General features: G+C 72.3%; 24 protein-coding genes, 1 tRNA gene and 1 pseudogene. 13 read left to right on the top strand and 13 right to left on the bottom strand.

Annotation, left to right across the window (positions count from 1 at the left end):
* Nucleotides 1-195: 195 nt before the first annotated feature.
* Nucleotides 196-512 (top strand): annotated as a pseudogene (locus ACI791_RS02520) (LysE/ArgO family amino acid transporter); the annotation flags it as partial.
* Nucleotides 513-745: 233 nt separating this feature from the next.
* Here ACI791_RS02520 and ACI791_RS02515 read toward each other — a convergent pair.
* Nucleotides 746-821: transfer RNA gene (locus ACI791_RS02515), tRNA-Lys, on the bottom strand.
* A 161-nt stretch (nucleotides 822-982) separates the two neighbouring features.
* Here ACI791_RS02515 and ACI791_RS02510 point away from each other — a divergent pair.
* The 5 genes from ACI791_RS02510 to ACI791_RS02490 all read left to right on the top strand — a co-directional run bounded on the left by ACI791_RS02510 (nucleotide 983) and on the right by ACI791_RS02490 (nucleotide 3,975).
* Nucleotides 983-1,663: an Ig-like domain-containing protein gene (locus tag ACI791_RS02510; protein ID WP_456584585.1), complete on the top strand. Its 681-nt coding sequence runs from the start codon at nucleotides 983-985 to the stop codon at nucleotides 1,661-1,663.
* Entirely contained in the window at nucleotides 1,588-2,058 is a 471-nt protein-coding gene (locus ACI791_RS02505; RefSeq protein ID WP_456584584.1) for a L,D-transpeptidase, read from the top strand. Before ACI791_RS02510 ends, ACI791_RS02505 begins: the two co-directional genes overlap by 76 nt.
* Before the next feature lie 77 nt (nucleotides 2,059-2,135).
* Nucleotides 2,136-2,537, top strand: a complete 402-nt coding sequence (locus ACI791_RS02500; RefSeq protein ID WP_456584583.1) for a hypothetical protein — start codon at nucleotides 2,136-2,138, stop codon at nucleotides 2,535-2,537.
* Between the two features lie 66 nt (nucleotides 2,538-2,603).
* The gene (locus ACI791_RS02495) at nucleotides 2,604-3,683 is read left to right on the top strand and encodes an exo-alpha-sialidase (RefSeq protein ID WP_456584582.1); all 1,080 of its coding nucleotides are present in this window, start codon (nucleotides 2,604-2,606) and stop codon (nucleotides 3,681-3,683) included.
* A 10-nt stretch (nucleotides 3,684-3,693) separates the two neighbouring features.
* The gene (locus ACI791_RS02490; protein ID WP_456584581.1) at nucleotides 3,694-3,975 is read left to right on the top strand and encodes a MoaD/ThiS family protein; all 282 of its coding nucleotides are present in this window, start codon (nucleotides 3,694-3,696) and stop codon (nucleotides 3,973-3,975) included.
* Between the two features lie 77 nt (nucleotides 3,976-4,052).
* Here the strand turns inward: ACI791_RS02490 and ACI791_RS02485 are convergent, their stop codons facing one another.
* Together ACI791_RS02485 and ACI791_RS02480 are read right to left on the bottom strand one after the other, a co-directional pair.
* Nucleotides 4,053-4,295, bottom strand: a complete 243-nt coding sequence (locus ACI791_RS02485; protein ID WP_269191029.1) for a hypothetical protein — start codon at nucleotides 4,293-4,295, stop codon at nucleotides 4,053-4,055.
* A gap of 193 nt (nucleotides 4,296-4,488) precedes the next feature.
* On the bottom strand, nucleotides 4,489-4,662 hold the full coding sequence (locus ACI791_RS02480; RefSeq protein ID WP_456584580.1) for a hypothetical protein: 174 nt from the start codon (nucleotides 4,660-4,662) through the stop codon (nucleotides 4,489-4,491).
* A 185-nt stretch (nucleotides 4,663-4,847) separates the two neighbouring features.
* Between ACI791_RS02480 and ACI791_RS02475 the strand changes: the two genes are divergently transcribed.
* The gene (locus tag ACI791_RS02475; RefSeq protein WP_456584579.1) at nucleotides 4,848-5,990 is read left to right on the top strand and encodes an acyl-CoA dehydrogenase family protein; all 1,143 of its coding nucleotides are present in this window, start codon (nucleotides 4,848-4,850) and stop codon (nucleotides 5,988-5,990) included.
* A 26-nt stretch (nucleotides 5,991-6,016) separates the two neighbouring features.
* Nucleotides 6,017-6,646 (top strand): TetR/AcrR family transcriptional regulator, encoded by a 630-nt coding sequence (locus ACI791_RS02470; RefSeq protein WP_456584578.1) that lies wholly within the window; start codon nucleotides 6,017-6,019, stop codon nucleotides 6,644-6,646.
* Between the two features lie 117 nt (nucleotides 6,647-6,763).
* Here the strand turns inward: ACI791_RS02470 and ACI791_RS02465 are convergent, their stop codons facing one another.
* Both ACI791_RS02465 and ACI791_RS02460 read right to left on the bottom strand, forming a co-directional pair.
* Complete coding sequence (locus tag ACI791_RS02465; RefSeq protein ID WP_347059833.1) at nucleotides 6,764-8,272, bottom strand: alanine/glycine:cation symporter family protein; 1,509 nt, start codon at nucleotides 8,270-8,272, stop codon at nucleotides 6,764-6,766.
* Entirely contained in the window at nucleotides 8,272-8,709 is a 438-nt protein-coding gene (locus ACI791_RS02460) for a universal stress protein (RefSeq protein WP_456584577.1), read from the bottom strand. The genes ACI791_RS02465 and ACI791_RS02460 overlap by 1 nt, the downstream gene beginning before the upstream one ends.
* Before the next feature lie 182 nt (nucleotides 8,710-8,891).
* Here ACI791_RS02460 and ACI791_RS02455 point away from each other — a divergent pair, with 182 nt between their 5' ends.
* A complete protein-coding gene (locus ACI791_RS02455; protein WP_347059835.1) occupies nucleotides 8,892-9,080 on the top strand; it encodes a hypothetical protein in 189 nt (62 codons plus the stop codon).
* A gap of 64 nt (nucleotides 9,081-9,144) precedes the next feature.
* Nucleotides 9,145-9,453 carry a GlsB/YeaQ/YmgE family stress response membrane protein gene (locus ACI791_RS02450; RefSeq protein WP_456584576.1) on the top strand — a complete coding sequence of 103 codons (309 nt, stop codon included), beginning with the start codon at nucleotides 9,145-9,147 and terminating at the stop codon, nucleotides 9,451-9,453.
* Between the two features lie 294 nt (nucleotides 9,454-9,747).
* On the opposite strand, the gene ACI791_RS02445 is transcribed toward ACI791_RS02450, so the two are convergent.
* Nucleotides 9,748-11,253 (bottom strand): mannitol dehydrogenase family protein, encoded by a 1,506-nt coding sequence (locus tag ACI791_RS02445; protein WP_456584575.1) that lies wholly within the window; start codon nucleotides 11,251-11,253, stop codon nucleotides 9,748-9,750.
* Between the two features lie 61 nt (nucleotides 11,254-11,314).
* The gene (locus tag ACI791_RS02440; protein WP_456584574.1) at nucleotides 11,315-12,328 is read right to left on the bottom strand and encodes an aldo/keto reductase family protein; all 1,014 of its coding nucleotides are present in this window, start codon (nucleotides 12,326-12,328) and stop codon (nucleotides 11,315-11,317) included.
* Between the two features lie 206 nt (nucleotides 12,329-12,534).
* On the opposite strand from ACI791_RS02440, the gene ACI791_RS02435 reads away from it, so the two are divergent.
* Nucleotides 12,535-13,866, top strand: a complete 1,332-nt coding sequence (locus ACI791_RS02435) for a glycosyltransferase family 4 protein (RefSeq protein WP_456584573.1) — start codon at nucleotides 12,535-12,537, stop codon at nucleotides 13,864-13,866.
* A gap of 76 nt (nucleotides 13,867-13,942) precedes the next feature.
* Here the strand turns inward: ACI791_RS02435 and ACI791_RS02430 are convergent, their stop codons facing one another.
* From ACI791_RS02430 to ACI791_RS02410, 5 genes are all read right to left on the bottom strand, one after another.
* Complete coding sequence (locus ACI791_RS02430) at nucleotides 13,943-15,049, bottom strand: zinc-dependent alcohol dehydrogenase (RefSeq protein WP_456584572.1); 1,107 nt, start codon at nucleotides 15,047-15,049, stop codon at nucleotides 13,943-13,945.
* A complete protein-coding gene (locus tag ACI791_RS02425; RefSeq protein WP_456584571.1) occupies nucleotides 15,042-16,052 on the bottom strand; it encodes a Gfo/Idh/MocA family protein in 1,011 nt (336 codons plus the stop codon). Before ACI791_RS02425 ends, ACI791_RS02430 begins: the two co-directional genes overlap by 8 nt.
* Before the next feature lie 202 nt (nucleotides 16,053-16,254).
* On the bottom strand, nucleotides 16,255-16,971 hold the full coding sequence (locus tag ACI791_RS02420) for a spermidine synthase (protein ID WP_456584570.1): 717 nt from the start codon (nucleotides 16,969-16,971) through the stop codon (nucleotides 16,255-16,257).
* A 5-nt stretch (nucleotides 16,972-16,976) separates the two neighbouring features.
* Nucleotides 16,977-17,375: a MerR family transcriptional regulator gene (locus tag ACI791_RS02415; protein ID WP_347059843.1), complete on the bottom strand. Its 399-nt coding sequence runs from the start codon at nucleotides 17,373-17,375 to the stop codon at nucleotides 16,977-16,979.
* A gap of 65 nt (nucleotides 17,376-17,440) precedes the next feature.
* The gene (locus ACI791_RS02410; protein ID WP_456584569.1) at nucleotides 17,441-18,934 is read right to left on the bottom strand and encodes a SulP family inorganic anion transporter; all 1,494 of its coding nucleotides are present in this window, start codon (nucleotides 18,932-18,934) and stop codon (nucleotides 17,441-17,443) included.
* 305 nt (nucleotides 18,935-19,239) lie between these two features.
* Between ACI791_RS02410 and pgi the strand changes: the two genes are divergently transcribed.
* On the top strand, nucleotides 19,240-20,871 hold the full coding sequence (gene pgi / locus ACI791_RS02405) for a glucose-6-phosphate isomerase (protein ID WP_456584568.1): 1,632 nt from the start codon (nucleotides 19,240-19,242) through the stop codon (nucleotides 20,869-20,871).
* A gap of 509 nt (nucleotides 20,872-21,380) precedes the next feature.
* On the opposite strand, the gene ACI791_RS02400 is transcribed toward pgi, so the two are convergent.
* Nucleotides 21,381-21,836 (bottom strand): hypothetical protein, encoded by a 456-nt coding sequence (locus ACI791_RS02400; protein ID WP_456584567.1) that lies wholly within the window; start codon nucleotides 21,834-21,836, stop codon nucleotides 21,381-21,383.
* 443 nt (nucleotides 21,837-22,279) lie between these two features.
* Here ACI791_RS02400 and ACI791_RS02395 point away from each other — a divergent pair, with 443 nt between their 5' ends.
* Nucleotides 22,280-23,152 (top strand): potassium channel family protein, encoded by an 873-nt coding sequence (locus ACI791_RS02395; protein ID WP_456584566.1) that lies wholly within the window; start codon nucleotides 22,280-22,282, stop codon nucleotides 23,150-23,152.
* Nucleotides 23,153-23,272: the final 120 nt, after the last annotated feature.

Genomic DNA, 23,272 nt, shown 5'->3' with positions numbered 1-23,272 from the left:
CGAGGCGCTGACGACTCGGAAGGGTCTCGAGCTGGTCAGCGATCGAGTCGCTTCGTAGCGACCAGACGTGCTCGCCTCCGCCGCCCTGCTCGCCGTCGCTTACGGGCTCGCGCTCGGCCTGGGGCTCATCGTCGCGATCGGCGCGCAGACGCCTTCGTCCTGCGCCAGGGCCCCCGCCTCGAGCACGTCGCCGCCGTGGTGGTCGTGTGCGCGGCCTCCGACGTCGCGCTCATCGCCGCCGGGGTGCTGGGGGCCGGCGCGGCGCTGGACGAGGCGCCCTGGCTGCTCACGGTGGTGTGCTTCGCCGGGGCCGCCTTCCTGCTGGCCTACGGCGCGCCGGCCGCGCGCAGAGCCCTGCACCCCCAGGCGCTCGCGCCGGACGCCAGCGGGCACGCGCCGGGCTCGCGGTCACCGTCGGCACCTGCCTGGCGCTCACCTGGCTCAACCCGCACGTCCACCTGTACACGGTGCTCCTGCTGGGCTCCATGGCCCCGACGTACGGCGATCACCGTTGGCACTTCGCCGGAGGTGCGGCCCTGGGCAGCGTCCTCTGGTTCGCCGGTCTGGTGACGGCGCACGGCTGTTGCGGCCGGTGTTCGCCCGCCCGGCGGCGTGGCGGTACCCGGACGGCGCCATCGCCGTCGTCATGACGGTCCTCGCCGTGTCCCTGGCGCTGCGCGGCGTCGCGGGAGGCTGAGAACGACGAAGCGGCTCCGCCCGGAGGGGCGGAGCCGCTGGTCGATCCTGGTGCGCCATCAGGGACTCGAACCCCGAACCCGCTGATTAAGAGTCAGCTGCTCTGCCAATTGAGCTAATGGCGCGCTGCGTCCGGCGTGCCGGGCAACGAGAGGCAACGATACCAGCGCCCGCGGCCCGCGCCCGTACCGGGGGTGCTCTTCGCCACGGCTCCACGCGTGCGGCCGTCGCCTTCGCAGGCGGGTCCGGGGACCGCGAGGCCCTCGCCCCTGCCGCCGCGCCGGCGGTGATCGATGCGGCGGTGGCCCACGGGGCGGCCGACGTCTCACCGGTGGTCCCGCTGGAGATCTCGGTCACCGACGGGGAGCTGGCCGGGGTGACCGTCACCGACGGCGCCGGTGCCGCCGTCCCGGGGGCCGTGGCCGACGAGCAGGCGGCCGGCGCGGACGACGGCGCGCAGGTCTGGACGCCGGAGACCGCGCTGGCCTACGGCACGAGCTACACGGTGACGGCCACCGCCACCAACGAGGACGCCGAGAAGACGACGGCGACGTCGACCTTCACCACGGTGGCCCCCGAGACGCTCTCCACCCCGGGCATCGGCCCCCTCGACGGCCAGACCGTCGGCGTCGGCATGCCGATCCGCGTCTACTTCGACGAGCCGGTGGCCGACAAGGCCGCCGTCGAGAGCCACCTGCAGGTGACCAGCACGACGCCCACCGACGGTGGCTGGAACTGGCTGAGCGACAGCGAGGTGCACTTCCGCCCCTCGACGTACTGGCCGGAGAACATCGAGGTCACCCTCGACGCGGACCTTTACGCGTCGACTTCGGCGACGGCGTGTGGGGGGAGAAGAACCGGTCGGTGTCCTTCTCCGTCGGCGAGCGGCACGTGTCGGTCGCCGACGCCGCCAGCCACACCATGGAGGTCTACGACGGCGACGAGCTGGTGCAGACCTTCCCGATGAGCGCGGGTGGCCCGGAGTTCCCGAGCCGCAACGGTGCGCACGTGGTCACCGAGCTGAACCGCGACCGGATCATGGACTCGAGCACCTACGGCACCCCGGTGGACAGCCCGAACGGCTACCGCACGCCGGTGGAGTTCGCCGTCCGGCTCTCCGACAACGGCGAGTTCGTGCACGCGGCGCCGTGGTCGGTCGCCCAGCAGGGGCGGGAGAACGTCTCGCACGGCTGCATCAACCTCTCGACCGAGCGCGCCGCCTGGTTCTTCGACTTCTCCCAGCCCGGCGACGTCGTCGAGATCGAGAACTCCCTCGGGCCCACGCTGTCGGCCGCCGACGGCGACATCTACGACTGGGCGATCCCATGGGAGGACTGGCAGGCGGGCAGCGCCCTGGAGTGAGCTCCCACCGCGGGGCCGAGGCGTTTCTTCCGGCCTGACCAGGGGCATTCCCGTCCGCGACACCGAGGAGGAGTTCCGTGGACACCTGGCTGATCGTGCTGATCGTCGTCGCGGTGCTGGTGCTGATCGCCCTCGCGGCGTTCGCGTACTCCAAGCGCAGCCGCGTGTCCCGCGTGCGCCGGGCGGCGGAGCATCGGGAGCAGGCGCGGGAGAACATGCAGGAGGCCCAGGTGCGGGCGGCCCGCGCCGACCGTGAGCAGGCGCTCGCCGAGGAGCAGGCGGCCCAGGCCCGACGCGAGCTGGCCGAGGTGCAGGAGCGCGCTGCGCGCGCCGAGCAGGAGGCCCGCCGCCGCGCCGCCGGCGCGGAGGAGGACCGCACGGCCGCCGAGCGGCTGCGGGCCGAGGCCGAACGGCTCGCGCCCGACGTCGTGTCCGACGAGCAGCACCCCCATCCCGAGGGCGGCGCCACCCGCCGCTGAGCCCACCGCTCAGTTCCCGCTCCGCCGGCGGTCCTACCCCCGAGGACGCCGAACCGGAGGGGTGCAATGACCGATCTGCTGGCCATCGGGACGCGCAAGGGGCTGTGGCTGGCCCGCAGCGAGGACGACCGCCGGACCTGGACCCTCGACGGACCGCACCTCCTCGCCCAGGAGGTCGCGGCGGTGTCCGTCGACACCCGCCGGGCGGCGCCGCGGCTGCTCGCCGGGGTGCAGTACGGCCACTGGGGGCCGAACGTCACCTGGTCCGACGACCTGGGCGAGAGCTGGCACGAGACCGGCTCCGGTGCGATCCGCTTCCCGGCCGACACCGGGGCGGCCCTCGGCCGGGTGTGGCAGCTGCGACCCGACACCGCGGACCGGCCCGGCGTCGTGTGGGCCGGCTGCGAACCGCAGTCGTTGTGGCGCAGCACCGACGGCGGGTGCAGCTTCTCGGTGGTGCGCGGACTGTGGGAGCACCCGCACCGGCCCAGCTGGGCCCCCGGCGGCGGCGGGGGAGCGGTGCACACCGTGCTGCCCGACCCCGACACCGACCGGGTCACCGTGGCCATGAGCACCGGGGGTGTCTACGTCAGTGACGACGGCGCGACCGGGTGGCGGCCGCACAACCGCGGGATCAGCGCGGTCTTCCTGCCCGAGCCGCCGGAGTACGGCCAGTGCGTGCACAAGGTCGCCGCCGACGCCGCGGATCCGCGCCGGATGTACGCGCAGAACCACTTCGGCGTCTTCCGCACCGACGACGGCGGTGCCTCGTGGATGTCGATTGCCGCCGGGCTGCCCGCCGACTTCGGGTTCCCGATCGCCGCCTCGCCGACCACGCCGGGCACCGCCTGGGTCGTCCCGCTGGTCGCCGACGCGCAGCGGGTGCCGCCGGACGGCCGGCTCCGCGTGCACCGCACCCGGAATGCCGGCGGCAGCTGGACCGAGGTCGGTGCCGGGCTGCCTGACGGCTCCTGGACGGCGGTGCTGCGGGACGCCTTCTGCACCGACGACCACCGGACCACCGGCCTCTACGTCGGCACGCGGAACGGCTGCGTCTACGCCAGCGCCGACGAGGGCGACACGTTCACCACCGTGGCCGAGCACCTGCCCGACGTGCTCGTCCTGCGCGCCGCCCGGGTGCCGTGAGGCGGCCGGCATGAGCGTCGAGGTGGTTCTGCCGGGCGTCCTGGCCGACCTGGCCGGGGGCGCCCGGCACCTGGACCTGCAGCCCGACGGCGGGACGTTGGCCGCGGTGCTCGAGGCGCTGGACGCCCGTCACCCGGTACTCGGCCGCCGCATCCGGGACGAGGCGGGGGCGGTGCGCCGGTTCGTGAACCTCTACGTCGACGGGGAGGACGTGCGTTGGCAGGACGGGCTGGCGACAGCGGTGCCCGACGGCGCGGTGGTGCACGTCCTGCCGTCGGTGGCCGGCGGCTGAGCCCGGCACGGCAAGCTGTGCCCACGGTGGTGCCGCCGATCCGACAGGCACGGCTTCCCGTGCCCCCGGCGGGCGGGTCAGAGGGCGGCGAGGGTGGCGCAGTTCGGGCAGAGCTGGGTCTCCTCGTAGCCCTCCGGAGGCCACGGCAGCTGCTCGTCGATGGAGACGTAGGCGCCGCACAGCGCCTTGCGGCTCTGCCCGCTCACCCGGCCGATGGTCGCGTGGGCCGGGCCGATCTGCCGGGGCGCCAGGCCTTCGGCCCCGAAGGAACCGACCATGACGACCGCGTGTGCCGTGCCGTACGCGTAGACGCTGGTCATGCGACCAGGGTCCGAGCCTCGCGCCCCGGGCGCCACCACCGCCGGCCACGTGTCGGCCGCATCCGTCACACCGGTCCCACCCGTTCCGGAAATTGCGCGAAAGCGCCGCGCAACGCCGCGGAACGCACCGGAACGCACCGGGGAGCAGCCGGCCGGGCGGTGCGGGCGGGGGCTCTCCGGGCGCGCGCGGACCTCAGGCGTAGATCTTCTCCACCTCGCCGGCGGGCAGGGCCTCGGCGTCCGGGGTGATCAGGCAGCCGATGAACTGCCGGTTGTCGCCCACCACGAGGCACTGGCTGACCAGCGGGTGGGCGGGCACCAAGTCTTCGAGGACGGCGGGGGCGACGATCTTCCCGCCCGAGGTCACGATCAGTCCTTGATCCGGCCGGTGATCGTCACGTATCCCTCGTCGTCGATCCGGCCGATGTCGCCGATGGCGAACCATGCACGCCCCTGTGATGCGGCCAACAAAGATGTAGACCGAACGGTCTGTATGTTCTGGTTCCCGGCGCGGTGCTCGCCGGGTGATCCGCAGACCTCCGGAGGCTTGCTGTGCAGTCCGCGCTCTACGAGGCCGAGCACGAGGCATTCCGCGCGACGGTGCGCAAGTTCCTGGCCAAGGAGGTGACCCCGCACCACGACGAGTGGGAGAAGGCCGGCGTCGTCGACCGCTCGGTGTGGCTGCGGGCCGGGGAGCAGGGCCTGCTGGGCATGGACGTGCCCGAGGAGTTCGGCGGCGGCGGGGTCAAGGACTTCCGCTACAACGCGGTCCTCTCCGCGGAGGTCAGCCGGGCGGGGGCCAGCGGCCTCGGGTTCACCCTGCAGAACGACGTCGTCGCCCCGTACCTCACCGCACTGACGACCGACGAGCAGAAGCAGCGCTGGCTGCCCGGGGTCGTCAGCGGGGAGATCATCACCGCGATCGCCATGACCGAGCCGGGCGCGGGCTCGGACCTGCAGGGCCTGAGGACGACGGCCCGCCGCGACGGCGACGAGTGGGTGCTCACCGGTTCGAAGACGTTCATCACCAACGGCATCAACGCCGACCTGGTCATCGTGGTGGCCCGCACCGACCCGGAGGCCGGCGCCCGCGGCTTCTCGCTGCTCGTCGTCGAGCGCGGCATGCCGGGCTTCGAGCGCGGCCGGAACCTGGACAAGGTCGGCCTCAAGGCCCAGGACACCGCCGAGCTCCACTTCTCGGACGTGCGGGTGCCGGCGGTCAACCTGCTCGGCACCGAGGGCCACGGCTTCTTCCACCTGATGGAGAACCTGCCCCAGGAGCGGCTCTCGATCGCCGCGGGCGCCGTCGCCTCCGCCCGGATCGTGCTCGACCTGACGGTCCAGTACTGCAAGGACCGCACCGCCTTCGGCAAGCCCATCGGGTCGTTCCAGAACACCCGCTTCGAGCTCGCCGAGATGCACACCGAGGTGACGGTCGCCGAGACCTACCTGGAGAAGGCGATCGGTGAGCACAACGCGGGGCGGTTCACCGTCGAGGACGCCGCCATGGCCAAGTGGTGGACGACGGAGCTGCAGAAGCGCGTCATCGACCGGTGCCTGCAGCTGCACGGCGGCTACGGCTACATGCTCGAGTACCCGGTCGCCAAGGCCTTCATCGACTCGCGCATCCAGACCATCTACGGCGGGACGACCGAGATCATGAAGGAGATCGTCGGCCGCTCGCTCGGCGTCTGAGACCCACCCCCGGCGCGGAGATCGAGGTGACCACCGTCCCGGTGCGCCGGACCCAGGCCGAGCGCCGAGCGAGCACGCGGCATGCGCTCGTGCGGGCGACGGTCGAGTCGCTGGTGGAACTGGGGTACGCCCGGACGACCACCCAGGAGGTGCAGCGCCGGGCCGGGGTGTCCCGGGGCGCGCTGACCCACCAGTTCACGACGAAGTCCGACCTGGTGCTCGCCGCGGTCGACCACCTCTACGACGAGTTCAGCGCCAGCGTCCGGCAGGCGGCCGCCGACCTTCCCGCCGACTCCGCCGCTCGCGTCCGGCTGGGCGTGGAGCTGGTCTGGAACAGGTTCCACGGCGAGCTGTTCGTCGCCGCCATGGAGCTGTGGGGCGCCGCGCGCACCGACGCCGAGCTGCGGGCCGCGCTGCTGCCGCACGAGCGGCGGCTCGGCGTGCAGCTGCGGTCGCTGGCGACGGAGGTGCTCGGCGAGCGCATGGCGCAGCACCCGCAGGCCGAGGCGGTCTACCAGGTGCTGCTCACCTCGATGCGGGGCCAGGCGCTCACCTACGCGCTGCAGCCAGAGGCCCCGCGCACCGGCCCGCACGTCGAGCACTGGCAGTCGATCATCGAGGCCTTCACCCGCTCGCCGTCGTCCCCCGGCGCGTAGCCGACCGACTCCGTCCCCGGTTCGCGACGTGGCGGCCGGGCGCGGTGGGCCGGATGGCCGCGTTCGTCGCGTGAGGCGACCCTTGGGAGGACCCGCGCGTGCCGCGTCGCGGGTGGTTCAGGTCCGCTCGGCCACCGGCAGGATCTCCCCGCTCTCCACCCGGGCGCGGTAACCGTTGATCTCCCGCTTGACCACCCGGGCCAAGATGTAGAGCCCGATGATGTTCGGCAGCGACATCAGGAAGATCATGCTGTCGGAGAAGCCGATCACCGCGTCCAGCGTCGACGACGCCCCGATGATCACGAACAGGCAGAAGATCAGCTTCCAGGTCCGGTCGACGATCATCGACTCGCCGAACAGGTAGGTCGCCGCCTTCAGCCCGTAGTAGCTCCAGGCCAGCATGGTCGAGTACGCGAACAGGATGACCGCGACCGCCAGGACGATGGGGAACCAGTCGACCACGGTCCCGAACGCCGCCGACGTCGTCTCCACGCCCGCGTCACTGGCGTCGTCGGCGTACGTTCCGGTGATGACGATGGCCAGGGCGGTCATCGTGCAGATGACGACGGTGTCGATGAACGGCTCGAGAACGGCGACGTGCCCCTCGGTCGCCGGCTCGTCCGTCTTGACCGCGGAGTGCGCGATGGCCGCCGAGCCCAGACCCGCCTCGTTGCTGAACGCCGCCCGGCGGAAGCCCTGGATGAGCACCCCGACGATGCCGCCGTAGCCGGCCTCGGGGGTGAACGCCTGGGAGACGATCGCCCAGATGGCGCCCGGGATCGCCGACAGGTTGGCGAACAGCACGGTCAGGCAGGCGATGACGTAGAAGACGGCCATGAACGGCACGAGCTTGTCGGTGACCCGGGCGATGCTGCGGATGCCGCCGATGATGACCGCGCCGACGAGCACGGCCAGCACCAGCCCGAACACCGCGCCGGCGGCGCCGAAGCCGAGCGGGCCGTCCTCCCCGCCGGTGACCGACTGGGCCTGGTTGAAGGCCTGGTTGGCCTGGAACATGTTGCCGCCGCCGACGGCCCCGCCGAGGGTGAAGATGCAGAAGAGGACGGCGAGCACCTTGCCGAAGGTGCCCAGCCGCGGGCTTCTCTCCTTGAGCCCCTTGGTCAGGTAGTACATCGGGCCGCCGGAGACCCGGCCGTCCGGGTACACGTTCCGGTACTTCACCCCGAGCGTGCACTCGACGCCCTTGGTGCACATGCCGAGCAGCCCGGCGATGATCATCCACAGGGTGGCGCCGGGCCCGCCGAGGGAGATGGCGACCGCGACGCCGGCGATGTTGCCCAGCCCGACGGTGCCCGACACGGCGGTGGCCAGCGCCTGGAAGTGCGTGACCTCCCCGGCGTCCCGCGGGTCGTCGTAGCGGCCGCGGATCAGCTGGATCGCGTGCTTGAACGCGCGGAACTGGAAGCCGCGCAGGTAGATCGTGAAGAAGAGGCCGGCGATGACCAGCCACACGACGATGAGCGGGAGCGCCACGCCCTCGTCGATGAATTCCAGCGGCACGGCGAAGAAGACGACCGTGGTGATCCACTCGGACACCGGCGCGAAGAAGCTGTCGACCTGCTCGTCGAAGGTGGCGGCCAGGACCGACCCGGACGGCGCGCCCATCACGGCACCACCAGCACGGGTACGGGGGAGAGCTGGATGAGGCTGCTCGGCGTCGAGCCGAACAGCAGGGTGCGCACCCGGCTCTGGCCGACCCGGCCCACGGTGATCCAGGCGGCGTCGTGCTCCCGGGCCAGCCTCACCAGCGTCTCCGCCGGGTGACCGTGCCGCACGACCCCCTCGACCGCGAGGTCTCCGGACTCGGACAGCCGGGCGACGACCGGGTCGAGCACGCGTTCGTGCGCGGCGGCGGCCTCCCGCGCCTTCTCCACGGAGCGGCGCTCGTTCTCCTCCGCGGTGGTGAAGGAGTAGGGCGACCACGGGACGACGCAGGCCAGCACCAGGCGCAGGTCGTGGCGGCGGGCGGCGTCGGCGGCGGCGTCGGCGGCGCGGCCGCTCGATTCGCTCCCGTCGAGACCCACGACGATCGATTCGGGCACGAGCGCTCCTCCGGCCGGCCGACGACGACGTGGCGCGAACCGTAGCCCCGTTCGCCGGCCCCGGCAGGTCGGGACGGTGGCCTTCCGATCGGCCCGCGGAGCTCCGCCGCGTGCGCCGATCGTCACGGGAGGGTGTCGGTCTCGCAGATCAGGTGATGGTCGGGCGGGAGGGGGTACGCGCCGTGGACGCGCCATTCGACGAGAAGGAGAAGCCCGTGCTCGGTGTCATCGCATTGCTACTGGTCGTCTGGTTGGCGCTCGCCGTCATCGGCGCCGTGGTCGAGGGGCTGTTCTGGCTCCTGGTCATCGGCGTCGTCCTCTTCCTGGCCACCGCCGCCTACGGCTGGATGAAGCGCAACACGAGGGTCTGACCAACAGCATCGCCAGCGGCTCGCGCAGACGCGCGCGATGGTTCTCGGGACACCGTCGCGCGTCATGCCGCGCAGTCGCGTCGACGAGGGAGGACCCGGTATGGAGATCACCGGCATCATCACTGCACTGGTCATCGGTCTCGTCATCGGTGCGCTCGGTCGCCTCGTCGTGCCCGGCAAGCAGAACATCCCCATCTGGCTGACCCTGCTCATCGGTGTCCTGGCGGCGATCGTCGGCACCCTGGTCGCCGGTGCGCTCGGTGTGTCCGACACGGCGGGCATCGACTGGATCGAGCTGGCCCTGCAGGTCGGCCTTGCCGCGCTCGGTGTGGCGGCCGTGGCCGGCAGGTACGGGCGGCGCAGTCGCGTGTGACGTTCCGGCCGGCCGGAAGCCGGCCCGGGGAAACCCTGGTCGCTTCGCGGCCGGGGCCTCCTGCGTCCGCGCGAGCACCGGGCGCGGGCATCGATCACCGGCTCATGCGCGCCGCGGGGCTGCTCCCGGCCGGCCTGGCCAACCGCGCCGCCCGTTGATCGGACGAGGCTCTGGCCGGGACAACCCGCCAGGGCCTCGTCGTGCGAGGTGGGCGGCACGTCGCGGGGGCGGTGCCTCGACCCAGCGGCGGCCCGGCCCGGCTACCGCCGGTGCGCGGGCCGTCCTGGGCGGCGGCTACACGAGGCTCCCGAGGGTGGCGCGCACTCCGTGTTCCCGGAGCGAGGTGAGGGCGCTGCGGTAGGCCGCGGTGAAGCGTTCGTCGTCCACCAGGTCGCCGAAGATGCTCCGGTCGGCGATGAAAGCGAGCGGGTCCTCGGCCAGCCGACCGGCGTTCGCCCGCACCCGGTCGGCGCGCCGGTCGACCAGGGGGAGCGGGTGACCGTGGTCGTCCCACCCCTCCGCGTACCGCGCCCAGCTGGCGACGACCGCCGCGCCCCTGTGCACCTCCCGGCCCGTCGCCAGGCCGGCGCGGACGACGGGCAGCACGTACTTCGGGATCAACGCCGACGTCTGCGCGCACAGACGCGCGACCGTGTCGGACACCGCCGCGCTGGTGAAGCGTTCGAGGAGGATCCGCTTGTAGTCCTCGAGGTCCACCCCCGGCACCGCAGGCAGCATGGGCGTGACCTCCCGGTCCATGTAGTCCCGGAGAAACCGGGACCACAGCGGGTCCTGGCACGCATCGTGCACGAGCTCGTACCCGGCCAGTGAGGCGAAGTACGCCAGTGCCTGGTGGCTGCCGTTGAGCAGGTGCAGCTTCATGGCCTCGTAGGGGCCGACGTCCCCGACCAGCTGCACACCGGCGGCCTCCCACGGCGGGCGGCCCGCCGGGAAACGGTCCTCCACGACCCACTGCGCGAACGGCTCGCACACCACCGGCCATGCGTCGGTGATGCCGAACCGCCGCTGCAGCTGGGCGACGTCATCGGGGGTGGTCAGCGGCGTGATCCGGTCCACCATGCTGTCGGGGAAGGACACCTCGCGCTCGATCCACGCGCCCAGATTCGCGTCACGCAAGGTGGCGAAGGCGGTGAACGCCCGCCGGGCGACGTCGCCGTTCCCCCGGAGGTTGTCGCAGGACAGCACGGTGAACGGCGGGAGCCCGCGCGCCCGACGGCGCGCCAGCGCCTCGATGACCAAGCCGAAGGTGGTGCGCAGGACGGCGTCCGGGCGCAGGTCGGCCAGCACGTCGGGAGCGGCGCGGTCGAAGACGCCGGTCGCCGGAGCGGTGTTGTATCCGCGCTCGGTGATCGTCAGGGACACGATGCGGGTGTCGGGGTGTGCCATCTTCTCGACCACGGCGGCCGGATCGTCGGGCGCCAGGAGGTACTCGACGATCGAGCCGACCACCCGCGGCTCCAGCGTGCCATCGGGGTGCTTGACGACGAGGGTGTAGAGGCCGTCCTGCGCGGCCAGGGCATCCCGCATCTGCCGGTCGCCGGGGAGGACGCCCACCCCGCAGATGCCCCACTCCATGCCCAGGCCTGCGTTCATCAGCCGATCCGCGTACATCGCCTGGTGGGCCCGGTGGAAGCCGCCGACGCCGATGTGCACGATGCCCGTGCGGACCTGGCGACGGTCGTAGCCGGGCACCGGCACGGCGCCGGACAACGAGCTCAGGGAGGCGGCGTTCAGTTCGCGGACGGGTTCGGCCTCGGTGGGAGCTGCGTGGCTGGACACGTCTCCACCGTAACGTGAAGGTAGATTCCGGTATCCGCTCCTGCCGGGAGGGGGGCGGTTGTCAGGCGGCCGTGCCCCGTGCCTTCCTGTCCGCGGGCAGGAAGACCTTTTCGGGGTCCCGTTCGACGACGTCCCCGAGGGCATCGTCGACCCGTGCCATGACCTCGTCGTCCAGCCGGACCCCGGCCGCCTTGACGTTGTCGTGGACCTGCTGGGGGCGGCTGGCGCCGATGATCGCCGCGGCGACGTTGGGGTTCTGGAGCACCCACGCCAGCGCGAGCTGGGCCATCGACAGCCCCAGGTCGTCGGCGATGGGCCGCAGTTGCTGCACCCGGGTGAGGACCTCGTCGGCGAGGAAGCCCTCCACCTGGAAGCCCACACCCGAGTGGCTCGCCCGGCTCCCGGCCGGCGGTTGCTCGCCGGGCAGGTACTTCCCGGTCAGCACCCCCTGGGCGAGCGGTGACCAGACGATCTGGGAGAGCCCCTCCTGCTCCGACGTCGGCACGACCTCGGGTTCGATGACCCGCCAGAGCATCGAGTACTGCGGCTGGTTGCTGATCAGCTGGACGCCGAGCTGGCGGGCGAGCGCTGCGCCGGCGGCGATCTGCTCGGCGTTCCATTCGGAGACGCCGATGTAGAGCGCCTTGCCGGAGCGGACCAGGTCGGCGAAGGCGGTCATCGTCTCCTCGAGCGGCACCGTCGGGTCGTAGCGGTGGGCCTGGTAGAGGTCGACGTAGTCGGTCTGCAGCCGGCGCAGCGAGGCGTGGCAGCTCTCGATCACGTGCTTCCGGGACAGGCCCCCGTCGTTCGGCCCGGGGCCGGTCGGCCAGTAGACCTTGGTCGCGATCTCCAGGCCCTCGCGGCGCTGTCCGGCCAGCGCGCGGCCGAGGACCGACTCCGCGGCCGTGCCCGCGTAGACGTCGGCGGTGTCGAAGGTCGTGATCCCGACGTCGAGGGCGGCGTGCACGCAGGCCACCGCGGCGTCCTCCTCGACCTGGCTGCCGTGCGTCAGCCAGTTGCCGAACGCGATCTGCGAGACGTTGAGGCCCGATCGGCCCAGTCGACGAAACTCCACGTCGTCCGACCGTAGTCGCAGCGGTGCGCCCCGGCCTGTGGGGACGGAGCATCACCCGGTCCACCGGGGGTCGGGCGGGTGCAGGGAGCGGATGCTGTTGCGCAATCCTCCGTTCCCGGCCAGGGTGCGGCCAACGAGGGCCAGGGAAGGGGTGGTCGATGGCCGACGCAACGGACGAAGCGACCGACGGCCTGCACCGCTCAGCAGTGAGGGAGTCGACCCTCACATCCGGGCTCGCGGGGTGGCCTCGCCGCCGGCTGTCCATCTGCCTCTACACCCCGTCGGTCGATCCCTCCGGGATGGGCTCGCACATGCTCGACCTGGCTGCGGAGTTCCGGTCGACCGCCGACGTCTCGGTGCTCTGCTGGGGGACGGCGGGCGGGCGCCGGGTCCTCGACCGTGCCAGGGCCCTGGGGGGCGCCACCTGCGCTCTTCCGCCTCCGCGCGCCCTCGCGTTCGGGCGGACCATCGTCGACTTCCTCGCCGCTCACCCGGCGGACGTCTTCCACATTCACGTCGGCAGCGGGCGGGAGAACTTCGACGGCGCCCGGGCGGCGCGGCGAGCCGGCGTGCGGGCCGTCGTGCAGACCCAGCACCAGCCGTGGCTGCTGAGCCCTCGAAAGCGCGCCGCGTTCTTCCGGGCCATCACCCCGGTGGACCGGCTCATCGCCGTCTCCGAGGGCGTTCGGCTCACCCACGAACGCATCGGCGTGCCCGCCGAGCGGCTGGTGACCGTCCCCAACGGCATCGTTCCCCGAGGGCCGGGTCCCGGCCGGGCGGCCGCGCGGGCAGCGCTGGGCCTGCGCCCCGACCACCTGGTGGTCATGAACGTGGGCCGGCTGTTCGTGCAGAAGGGGCAGCGCTACCTGGTCGCCGCGATGCCCGAACTGGCGGCACGGTTCCCCGACCTGGCCGTGGTCATCGTCGGCGGCGGCTACCTCGGCGACGACCTGGCCCGCCAGGCGGCCGATCTCGGCGTCACCGACTTCCTCCACCTGCCCGGCCACCGGACCGACGCGCGCATGCTCCTGGACGCCGCCGATGTGTTCGTCCTGCCATCCCGCCAGGAGGGCATGCCGCTCGCCGCGCTCGAGGCGATGGACGCCGTCCTCCCCGTGGTCGCCACCGACGTCATCGGAACGGCGGAGGTCGTGACCTCTGGGGTCACCGGGACGCTCGTCCCGCCCGAGGACCCGCGAGCCCTCGCCGAGGCGGTGGCCGAGCTGCTCGCCGACCCCGCCCTGCGGCAGCGGTACGCCCGAGCCGGGCGGCGTCGGTACCTGGACCTGTTCACCGCCCGGCGGATGGCGCAGGACACCCTGCGCGTCTATGAGGACGTGCTGACGTCGCCCCGGACGCCGGGGCGGAGTGTCTGCCGTCGCACCGGGGCGTCGGCCGAACTCTCCGTCCGGTCACTCGCCGTGCGCAGCGGTGAGGAACCCGCCCTCCTCGTGCGGGAGGAGGAGGCCACCTTCCACGAGGCCGTGACCGGACCATGTGATCGGAACCGCCAACTGCCCCGGCCACTGATGCGCTGACCACACCTGTCGCCTCGTTGACCGCAACCGTCGAGGCCAGCGGCGCTGGGTCGCCTCTCCGGCGCCGTCCGGTGGGTCAGCCGGGCCCGAAGCGCAGCACGGCCTGCAGCGGTGGGCTGGTCAGCCGCCGACCTGCCAGGTCGGCCAGCAGACGAGGGCCGTCCTCGAACGGGACGACGTCGGTGACCAGCGTGGTGCGGATCTGCTCGCCGCGATCCCGCAGGAGGTCGAGGGTGACCGCCGCCAGCGCTGTGCGCGTCCACGCGGTAGCCATGCCTCGTGGCACGCGGCCGATCTGTGCGCAGACCAGCGCCAGGCCGTTGTGGTGGAACTCCTCGCCCAGCCGGACGGCCTCGGCGCCGGCTTGGTAGAAGCCCAGGTCGACCACGACGCCCTGCGGTCGCAGGGCTTTCAGCGCCGTGGCCAGGGCGACGTCGTGCCCACGGCACTGGAGCACGACGTCGGCGCCGGCGTCCCCGGGACCGTGCCGCCAGCGGCGTTTCGCCTCGAGCCAGGCTCGGCCGTCAGCGTCGTCGACGGCGTCGAGGCCCAGTGACTCCGCAACCGCGCGCCGCTCACCGGACGGCTCGGCGACGGCCACCGCCGCCGCGCCGTGCCGGACGGCGAGCAGAGCGCTGAGGATCCCGATGACGCCGGCACCCGTGACGAGCACGTGGCGGTCGCGGACGCCGGCGTCGAGCGGAGCCTCGGGCCCGGCGAGAGCTGCGGCGGCATGGAGCAGACCGTTGACGCAGATCGGGCCCATCTGCGCGAGGTAGATGGCGAGGACGGGGTCGAGATCGTCGGGCACCGGGATGACCGTCGTCCGGGCGGGATCGGCGCAGCGGCCGGTGCGGTGGCCGTAGGCCATGGCGACGCGAGTTCCCACGGCGAGGGCGTCCGTGTGGCTCTCGGTCACCCGGCCGACCTCCATGTAGCCGAGGCTCCGCTTCGGGTAACCGTCCCGGGCGCCCACCCCGAAGGCCCTCAGGTCCGGGTCCCAGCCCAGCCGGTGCTGGGGGTCGGTGCCGCGGACGAGGGCGACCTCGGTTCCGGCGCTGATCCCGGACCACTCCGTGGCCACCCACGCCTGCCCCGGTCCCGGCTCGGGCTCCGTGTCGTCCAGCAGCACGGGCCGGCCGGGCGCGGCCACGCCGATGGACCGCACGGCCCGCTCAGCCATCCGCGTCGCCGTCCGTCAGGCGCACGGGAACGCCCTCGCGGGCGGACCGGTCGGCGGCACAGGCCAGGGCGTGCGTGCGCAGCGCCTCCTCGTAGGGGACGCGGACCTGCTGTGCACGACCGAGCAGGACGTCGACGAACTCGCGGTCCTCCGTGGCGATCGGGTTCTGCTCGGACCGCAGGACCTCCTCGCCGTCCGCACTCGTCACCCGGAGTTCGTGGTCGGTCAGCCCGCGCTCCGACAGCTCCAGGACGCGCCCGCCCGCCACCACCTGGAGGGCGACCCGGTGCCGCCAGCCGAGCACCCGGGTGGACGAGATGCTGCCCACCACGCCCGAGGTGAACCGCAGCAGCGCGGCGGCCGCCGTGGGGACGTCCTCCGGCATCTCCGGGCGACTCCGCTCGACGGCCGTGACCGTCTCGACCTCCCCGGCGAGCCGGCGCGCGAGGTCGAAGATGTGGGTGGTCTGCTCCACCACCTGGCCGCCGGAACATGCCCGTTGCGACCACCACGGAGCCGGCGGCGTCTTGTCCAACCAGTAGCCGGTGACGAGTTGGGCGGGTTCCTCGGTGAGCAGGTCCGCGGTGCGCTGGACGAGATCGAGGTGCCGCCAGTGGTAGCCCACCGCGGACGTGATCCCCGTCCCGGCCAGCCGGCCGGCGATCGCCTCCGCGGTCGGCAGATCCGGCGCGAGCGGCTTCTCGACGAAGAACGGCAGCCGGCGATCGATCGCCGCGAGCTCGAGGGCCCCGTGTGCGAACGGCGGAACGCACAGCCAGACCGCGTCGAGATCCTCGGTCTCCAGCAACGCCAACCCGTCCCCGTAGGCGCGGGCCCCGTGCCGGGTGGCGGTCTCCTCAGCCCGCTGAGGGTCGGTGTCGGCGACCGCCACGATCTCCACTTCGTGCAGGCCGGCGAGAGCCCGCAGGTGCTGGCCGGCGATGAAGCCGCTGCCCACGCAGGCCACCCGCAGCCGCCTCGCGCCGGACCCTCGGCCGTCCATCGCGACCACCTCGCAACCGACCACTCGCCGGGGTCGGGGGGACAGGCCCCACCGACAGTGCATGCACCGCTGAGTCCGTCCTGTGCAAGCTACCGGCTGTATCCGTCCGTCGCGCGCTGCGCGCCCCGGCGCACGTGGCAGCGGCATGTGGTGGGCGGGCCCGGCTCACCTCCTTCGAGGCCGATGGAGTCGGTGCCCGGCGTCAGCGGGGCGCCGTCGCCAGGTAGACCGTGTTGGTCGCCATGTGGTCCTGGAGGGTGTTGGGAAAGGTGACCACCTCCGCGGCTACGTCCACGAAGACGTGCCGGAGTACGGCCAGGTAGTCGTCATCGGGTGGATCGTTGGACCAGAGCGCGAAGACGCCGCCCGGTCGGATGCGTCCGGCCAGGCGCCGGCTGCCGTCGATGCCGTAGAAGCCGGCGCTGCCGTCGGCGAGCAGGTGCCGGGGTGAGTGGTCGATGTCGACGAGCACGGCGTCGAACACCCGGTCCGGCAGCACCGGGTCGAATCCGCCCGCATCGGCCATCGCGAAGAAGTCCCCCTGCACGAATCGGCAGCGGTCATCGCCGGTGAGGACCGGACCCAGCGGGACCAGGCCTTGCTCGTGCCAGCGGATCACCGGCTCGAGCGCATCGACGACCACCAGATCACGCACGCGCTCATCGGCGAGCACGGCCTGGGCGGTGAAGCCGAGCCCCAGTCCACCGACGGCGACGTCCAGCTCCGATCCGTGCAGTCGGTCCAGGGCCAGCCGGGCCAGCTCGATCTCGGCCACGGTGAACAGTGAGGACATGAGGAATTCGTCGCCGAGTTTCACCTCGAAGACGTCGATGCAGCCGCCTGGGTCTCGGCGACGGCGGAGGCTCACCTCGCCGATCGGGGTGGGGCGCCAGTCGAGTTCCTCGAACCGCAGGCTCATGAGTGTCAGCGCTGGGTTCGGAGGTGCCCCGCCAGGTCGCCGGCGAAGCCCTCGGCCACGGCGAGCTGGTCGCGCAGTGCGGTCACCCGCGCGACGGCGGCCTCGTGGAACATCCGCAGTCTGTCGAGCAGCTCCGACCGGCCGGCCGTGGCGTGCTCCAGGTCGTGCAGCAGCGCGAGCAGCTCCTGCATCTCCTCCAGCGAGAAGCCCAGCGGCTTCATCCGCTTGACCACCTCCAGCCGGGCGACGGCCGCCTCGCTGTACAGGCGGAATCCGCCCTCGGAGCGGGCCGTCGGGACCACCAGCCCGTTCTCCTCGTAGAAGCGGATCGTCCGCAGGCTCAGGCCGGTGCGCTCGGCGACCTGGCCGATCTGCATCAGGTCGCCCCGGGGGGTTGCCGTCACGCTCCCTTCATAGCCCATGCCGTGGCGGTCGTCCGCCCGACGGGTCCGGGGCGCCGGAGCGGGCATCAGTGGGCGTCCGTCAGCTGGCCGCTGTGCCGGTCGAAGCGGTCGGCCGAGTGGCCCTGCAGTCCGACGATCTCGATGTTCTTCCCGCGGGTCTCGTACTTGTGGGTGATGGCGTCGAGAGTCGCGACCGTGGAGGCGTCCCAGACATGGGCGTTCGAGAGGTCGATGACGACGTTCTGCGGGTCCCCGGCGTAGTCGAACTGGGTGTACAGGTCGTTGCTGGACGCGAAGAAGAGCGCGCCGTGGACGTTGTAGAAGCGCGTGTGCCCGTCAGGATCGGTCACGCTGGTGACCTCGACCAGGTGTGCGACGCGGCGGGCGAACAGGACGCATGCGACGAGGACGCCGGTGCCGACGCCGATTGCCAGGTTGTGGGTGAAGAGCGTGCCGGCGACGGTCGTGAGCATCACGACGGTCTCGCTCTTCGGCATGCGGTGGATGGTGCGCAGGCTGTGCCAGTCGAACGTCGCGATCGACACGAAGATCATGACGGCGACCAGGGCGGCCATCGGGATGGTGCTGACGATGTCGCCCAGCGTGACGACGAGAATCAGCAGGAAGACCCCGGACAGGAAGGTGGAGAGGCGGGTGCGGGCGCCCGAGGCCTTCACGTTGATCATGGTCTGGCCGATCATCGCGCAGCCGCCCATGCCGCCGAAGAAGCCGGACGCCATGTTGGCGATGCCCTGACCCCAGGATTCGCGGGTCTTGTCCGAGTGCGTGTCGGTGATGTCGTCGACCAGCTTGGCCGTCATCAGCGACTCCATGAGCCCGACGAAGGCTACGCCCAGGGCGTACGGGGCGATGACGGCCAGCGTCTCGGCGGTGAAGGGCACGTCGGGCAGGAGGAAGAACGGCAGGCTGTCGGGCAGCTCGCCCTCGCCCCCGACGTCGGGGATCTCCCAGCCCGCGGTCACCGCCAGCGCCGTCAGCACGACGATCGCGACCAGGGGCGCGGGGATGACGGTCGTCAGTCGGGGGAGCAGGAAGATGATCGCCAGCCCCGCCGCGACCATCGGGTAGACCAGCCAGGGGACGTCGATGAGCTGCGGCAGCTGGGCCGTGAAGATGAGGATCGCCAGCGCGTTGACGAAGCCCACCATGACGCTGCGCGGGATGAACCGCATGAGCCGGGCGACGCCGGTCGCGGCGAGCAGAACCTGGAAGATCCCGCCCAGGATGACCGCGGCGAACAGGTACTGGACGCCGTACTCGACCGCCAGCGGCGCGACGACCAGGGCGATCGCGCCGGTGGCCGCGGTGATCATCGCCGGGCGGCCGCCGGTGAAGGCGATGACCACGGCCATCACGAAGGAGGAGAACAGGCCCACGCGCGGGTCGACCCCGGCGAGGATGGAGAAGCTGATCGCCTCGGGAATCAGCGCCAGGGCGACGACGAGGCCGGCCAGCACCTCGGTGCGGGCGACCTTCGGCGACAGCCAGGCGAGGCGCCCCAGGCGCGGCTTGGGCAGGGTGGGCAGTGCTGAGGACATGGATCCGTCTCGTTCGATGCGCCGCGAGGCGCAGGCGGGCAGCACCGGGGAGGATGCCGAGTCAGGTATGGGTGCGCCGGTGCACCCGGGAGAGCGAGAGCCGCTGCGTCGCTCGATGGCCGGTCGGGATCGCCGACACCGGGTATCGGTGCGCGCGAGCGGCGTCACTGCGTCATGGACAGTCTGCCGGGAACTCGCCCGTCACGTCAGGGTTGAGTGGTGAGCCGTTGGTCACGTTCGGATCGCCGAGGTGAGGGTCACCACGACGACGCCCCGGCTGCCGGACCACACGAGGAGGAGCGAGCATGGACATCACCGCGACGGCGGAGTGGCGGGCCCTCGACGAGCACCACCGGGCGCTGGCCCCGGCCCACCTGCGGGACCTGTTCGCCGGCGACCGCGACCGGGCTGAGCGGCTGACCGCACGGGCCGGCGACCTGCACGTCGACTACTCCAAGCACCGGATCACCGATGAGACGGTGCGCCTGCTGGTCGCCCTCGCCGAGCGGGCCGGGCTGCGGGAGCGCATCGCGGCGATGTTCCGAGGGGAGCACGTCAACACCACCGAGGACCGGGCCGTGCTGCACGTCGCGCTACGCGCGCCGGCGGACGATCCGCTGGTGGTCGACGGCCAGCACGTCGTCCGGGACGTCCACGAGGTGCTGCACCGGATGCGGAACTTCGCCGACGAGGTTCGCTCGGGGGAGTGGCGGGGGCACACCGGACGGCCGATCCGGGCCGTGGTCAACATCGGGATCGGCGGCTCGGACCTGGGACCGGCCATGGCGTACACGGCGCTGCGCGACTACTCGGACCGCGACCTGACCGTCCGGTTCGTCTCGAACATCGACCCGACCGACTTCGCCGAGGCGACGCGCGACCTGGACCCGGCCGAGACGCTGTTCGTCGTCAGCAGCAAGACGTTCACGACGCTGGAGACGCTGACCAACGCCACCGTCGCCCGCGACTGGCTGCTGCAGGGGTTGGGTGGGGATCAGGCTGCGGTGGCCCGGCACTTCGTCGCGGTGTCGACGAACACCGACGCCGTCCGTGAGTTCGGCATCGACCCGGCGAACATGTTCGAGTTCTGGGACTGGGTGGGCGGCCGGTACTCCCTTCCCTCGGCCATCGGGCTGTCGCTGATGGTGGCCATCGGCCCGCAGGCCTACGACGAGCTGCTCGCCGGCTTCCACGCCGTCGACGAGCACTTCCGCACCGCTCCGCTCGAGGCCAACGTCCCGGTGCTGCTGGGGCTGCTGAACATCTGGTACCGCAACTTCTTCGACGCGCAGACGCACGCCGTGCTGCCCTACAGCCAGTACCTCTCCCGGCTCCCGGCCTACCTGCAGCAGCTGACGATGGAGAGCAACGGCAAGTCGGTCCGTGCCGACGGGCAGCCGGTTCCCACCGACACCGGGGAGGTGTACTGGGGCGAGCCGGGGACGAACGGGCAGCACGCCTTCCACCAGCTGCTGCACCAGGGGACGACGCTGGTCCCCGCCGACTTCATCGGGTTCGCCGAGCCCGCGCACGACACGGGCGACATGCACGACCTGCTGATGGCGAACATGTTCGCCCAGTCGGCGGTGCTCGCCTTCGGCCGAACCGCCGAGGAGGTGGCCGCCGAGGGCACCCCGGCGTCCCTCGTGCCGCACAAGGTGATGCCCGGGAACCGGCCGAGCACGGTGATCCTCGCGCGGCGCCTCACCCCGGCGACGCTGGGACAGCTGGTCGCCCTGTACGAGCACATCGCGTTCACCCAGGGCGCGATCTGGCAGATCGACTCCTTCGACCAGTGGGGCGTCGAACTGGGCAAGGTGATGGCGCGGGAGCTCGCCCCGGCGCTCACCAGCCGGGACCCGGTCGCGCTGGACCAGGACGCCGCTACGACGGCCCTGGTGGCCGAATACCGCCGGATGCGGGGTCGGGCCACCTGATGGGCCCGTCGAGGGGGGACCGGCGTGCCGGCCTCGACCTCGCCGTCGCCCCCCGAGCCGCTGTCGTGGGGCACGTGGTCCAGGAGGTGGGGGCCAGGGAGCAGGAGGGCGGACACGCTCACGAGCACGGGGAGGACGGCCGACGCCGGCAGCGCCGCGGTGTACCCGCCGGTCGCATCGCGCACGAGCGCGAAGACCAGCGGCCCGAAGGCGGTACAGCCCACGCTGACCGCCGCGACGACCCCGCGGGTCGGCCCCGAGTGGGTGGTGCCGAAATGGCGCGGAAAGGCCCCGCCCTCGGAGACAACCCGCCGATCAGCCGACTGGTCGGGTGAACGACCTGTCTGATCACGACACCCAGGAGCTCACCGTGTCAGTCGGTGTCGTGACCGTCGGCGACGACGGTGCGGGTGCTCTCCTCGAGCGGGCCGACCGGCGACCACGACCGACCGGAGGTGCCGGCCGGCTCGGGTGGGGAAGGGATCCGACGGCCTGCTCCCGCCGGGTGGTCAGGCCCGCGCGTCCGCGGTGATGTCGGCGGGGAGATGGCTGACCGGGATGTCGCACACCTTCCGCAGGCGTGCCGGCAGGTCGCGGCGCAGCCACTGCGACAGTCCGCTGGGAAGGGTCGAGACGACGATCTCGTCAGCGGGGAAGTGGCGGAGAGCGGCGCGGACCGCCTGTACTGCGTCCGGGTCACCGACCTCCCCGTCGACCGTGGCGCCCAGGTCGCGCAGGCGGTCCAGTGCCCGGTCGAGGCGCTGCCGGGCGAGCGCGTACGCGCGGTCGGTCGCGGATGGCCCCAGGCCCGCGTACGCGCTGGGGCCGTCGACCTCGTCCGCTGCCGGGGTGGCCGGGGCGACGAGGAAGAACTCGTGGGGCCCCGCTGTGATGCGCTCGTGGACGGCCCGGCAGAGCGTCTCTGTGGCGAGGGTCTGGTTGGCGACGATCAAGCAGCGCTGCATGGCCTGTGCTCCCGGTGGTGGATCCGCACGGACAGGGCCAGTGTGATGTGCCTCGGCTCGGCGGTCCACCCGGCGGCGCGACCCGCGTACCAGGACGACGGAGGCCGCCGGGGCGAGTGAGGGGCTCCACCGGCGGATGGGCAGGATGCTGCCCGACCTCGGGGGAGGGCGCCGCGGTGCGGCCAGGTGGCCGGCACCCAAGGCCGCATGGGTTCCAACGGAATGGTCGACGTCCGGCGAGACCCAACCGCAGTCCGGCGGTCAGGAACGCCGCCCGTGCCGGTGGCGCCCCCTGTTTCCGGCACCACGATATCCTCACAATCGTACGGGTATGGGGGGTCAGCCGCCGCTGCCGATCGGTTCACGCCGGCCCCGAAGTGGTGGTCTGGGGTCGGCAGTGCGTCGGTGAAGCCACGAGGAGACCTCGAGCTGTGTTGTCCTGGATGATCACAGCCACGGGTGTGGTGCTCGTCGCGGTGGTGCTGCGCGAGCTGTTCCACACCCTTTTCCACCCCTCCGGGCAGGGCCGGGTCAGCCGGATTGCGTTCGCCGGGCTCTGGCGGGTCACCCGACGGCTCGGGTGGCGGGGTGTCCCCGGCCGCTTGGCCGGACCGCTCGGCATGGTGGTGGTGATAGCCACGTGGGAACTGGGCGTCGTCCTCGGCGGGGCGCTGGTGTACTGGCCGCATCTGCCGGACTCCTTCTCCTACGCGGAGGGGCTCGAGCCGGCGGAGCGAGTCGACTTCCTCGATGCCCTCTACCTGTCGCTGGTGACCACGGCCACGCTCGGCTACGGCGACATCGTGCCTACGGTGGGCTGGCTGCGGCTGGTCACCCCCCTGCAGGCGATCATCGGGTTCGCGCTGCTGACCGCGGCCGTCTCTTGGATCATGCAGATCTCCCCGGCACTCAACCGCCGCCGCACCCTGTCGGTCCGCCTGGCCGCCCTCCAGCGCGCGGACGCTGAGCAGCTGGCCGCAGTGGACGACTCGGCGATGCCGGCGGTACTGCTGGAGGAGTTGTCCGGTCAGGTCGCGCAGGCCCGGGTGGACCTGACCCAGAACGCGGAGACCTACTACTTCCGCGACGAAGGCAGCGCCGCCCTGCCGGCCACCCTTCCGTACGCGGCGCAGCTCGCTGAATCCGGCCGCACATCCCCTCGCTCAGACGTACGGACTGCCGCGGCGGCCCTCAACAGCTCCCTCGAGGACCTCGGCCAAGTGCTCAGTGCGCAGTTCGTCTCCGCCGAGGGCCGCCTCGACGACATCCTCGACGCCTACGCCGCCGATCACGGGCACCGGCAGACGACCAGCTGACAGTTACCGGGTCCAAGGGCAGCCGGCACATCCGCCGGCTACTCGCCGTGAGGGGTGTCCGGTGCGGCGAAGGTGCCCGGCCGGCGCCCTTCGCCGCACCGGCTCTGCACCGGTCGCGCC

Source organism: Blastococcus sp. SYSU DS0973 (assembly GCF_054051055.1).
Note: the sequence above shows the minus strand (reverse complement) of the source record. Positions and strands in the feature narration are given on the sequence as shown.

Bases quoted from the DNA above. Each gene is read 5' to 3' on its own strand.
- ACI791_RS02420 (WP_456584570.1), bottom strand. From the start codon at position 16,971: ATGAGCCTGCGGTTCGAGGAACTCGACTGGCGCCCCACCCCGATCGGC.
- ACI791_RS02495 (WP_456584582.1), top strand. From the start codon at position 2,604: ATGACCGATCTGCTGGCCATCGGGACGCGCAAGGGGCTGTGGCTGGCC.
- ACI791_RS02400 (WP_456584567.1), bottom strand. From the start codon at position 21,836: ATGCAGCGCTGCTTGATCGTCGCCAACCAGACCCTCGCCACAGAGACG.
- ACI791_RS02465 (WP_347059833.1), bottom strand. From the start codon at position 8,272: ATGGGCGCGCCGTCCGGGTCGGTCCTGGCCGCCACCTTCGACGAGCAG.
- ACI791_RS02450 (WP_456584576.1), top strand. From the start codon at position 9,145: ATGCCGCGCAGTCGCGTCGACGAGGGAGGACCCGGTATGGAGATCACC.
- ACI791_RS02485 (WP_269191029.1), bottom strand. From the start codon at position 4,295: ATGACCAGCGTCTACGCGTACGGCACGGCACACGCGGTCGTCATGGTC.
- ACI791_RS02425 (WP_456584571.1), bottom strand. From the start codon at position 16,052: ATGGACGGCCGAGGGTCCGGCGCGAGGCGGCTGCGGGTGGCCTGCGTG.
- ACI791_RS02490 (WP_456584581.1), top strand. From the start codon at position 3,694: ATGAGCGTCGAGGTGGTTCTGCCGGGCGTCCTGGCCGACCTGGCCGGG.
- ACI791_RS02410 (WP_456584569.1), bottom strand. From the start codon at position 18,934: ATGTCCTCAGCACTGCCCACCCTGCCCAAGCCGCGCCTGGGGCGCCTC.
- ACI791_RS02430 (WP_456584572.1), bottom strand. From the start codon at position 15,049: ATGGCTGAGCGGGCCGTGCGGTCCATCGGCGTGGCCGCGCCCGGCCGG.
- ACI791_RS02395 (WP_456584566.1), top strand. From the start codon at position 22,280: ATGATCACAGCCACGGGTGTGGTGCTCGTCGCGGTGGTGCTGCGCGAG.
- pgi (WP_456584568.1), top strand. From the start codon at position 19,240: ATGGACATCACCGCGACGGCGGAGTGGCGGGCCCTCGACGAGCACCAC.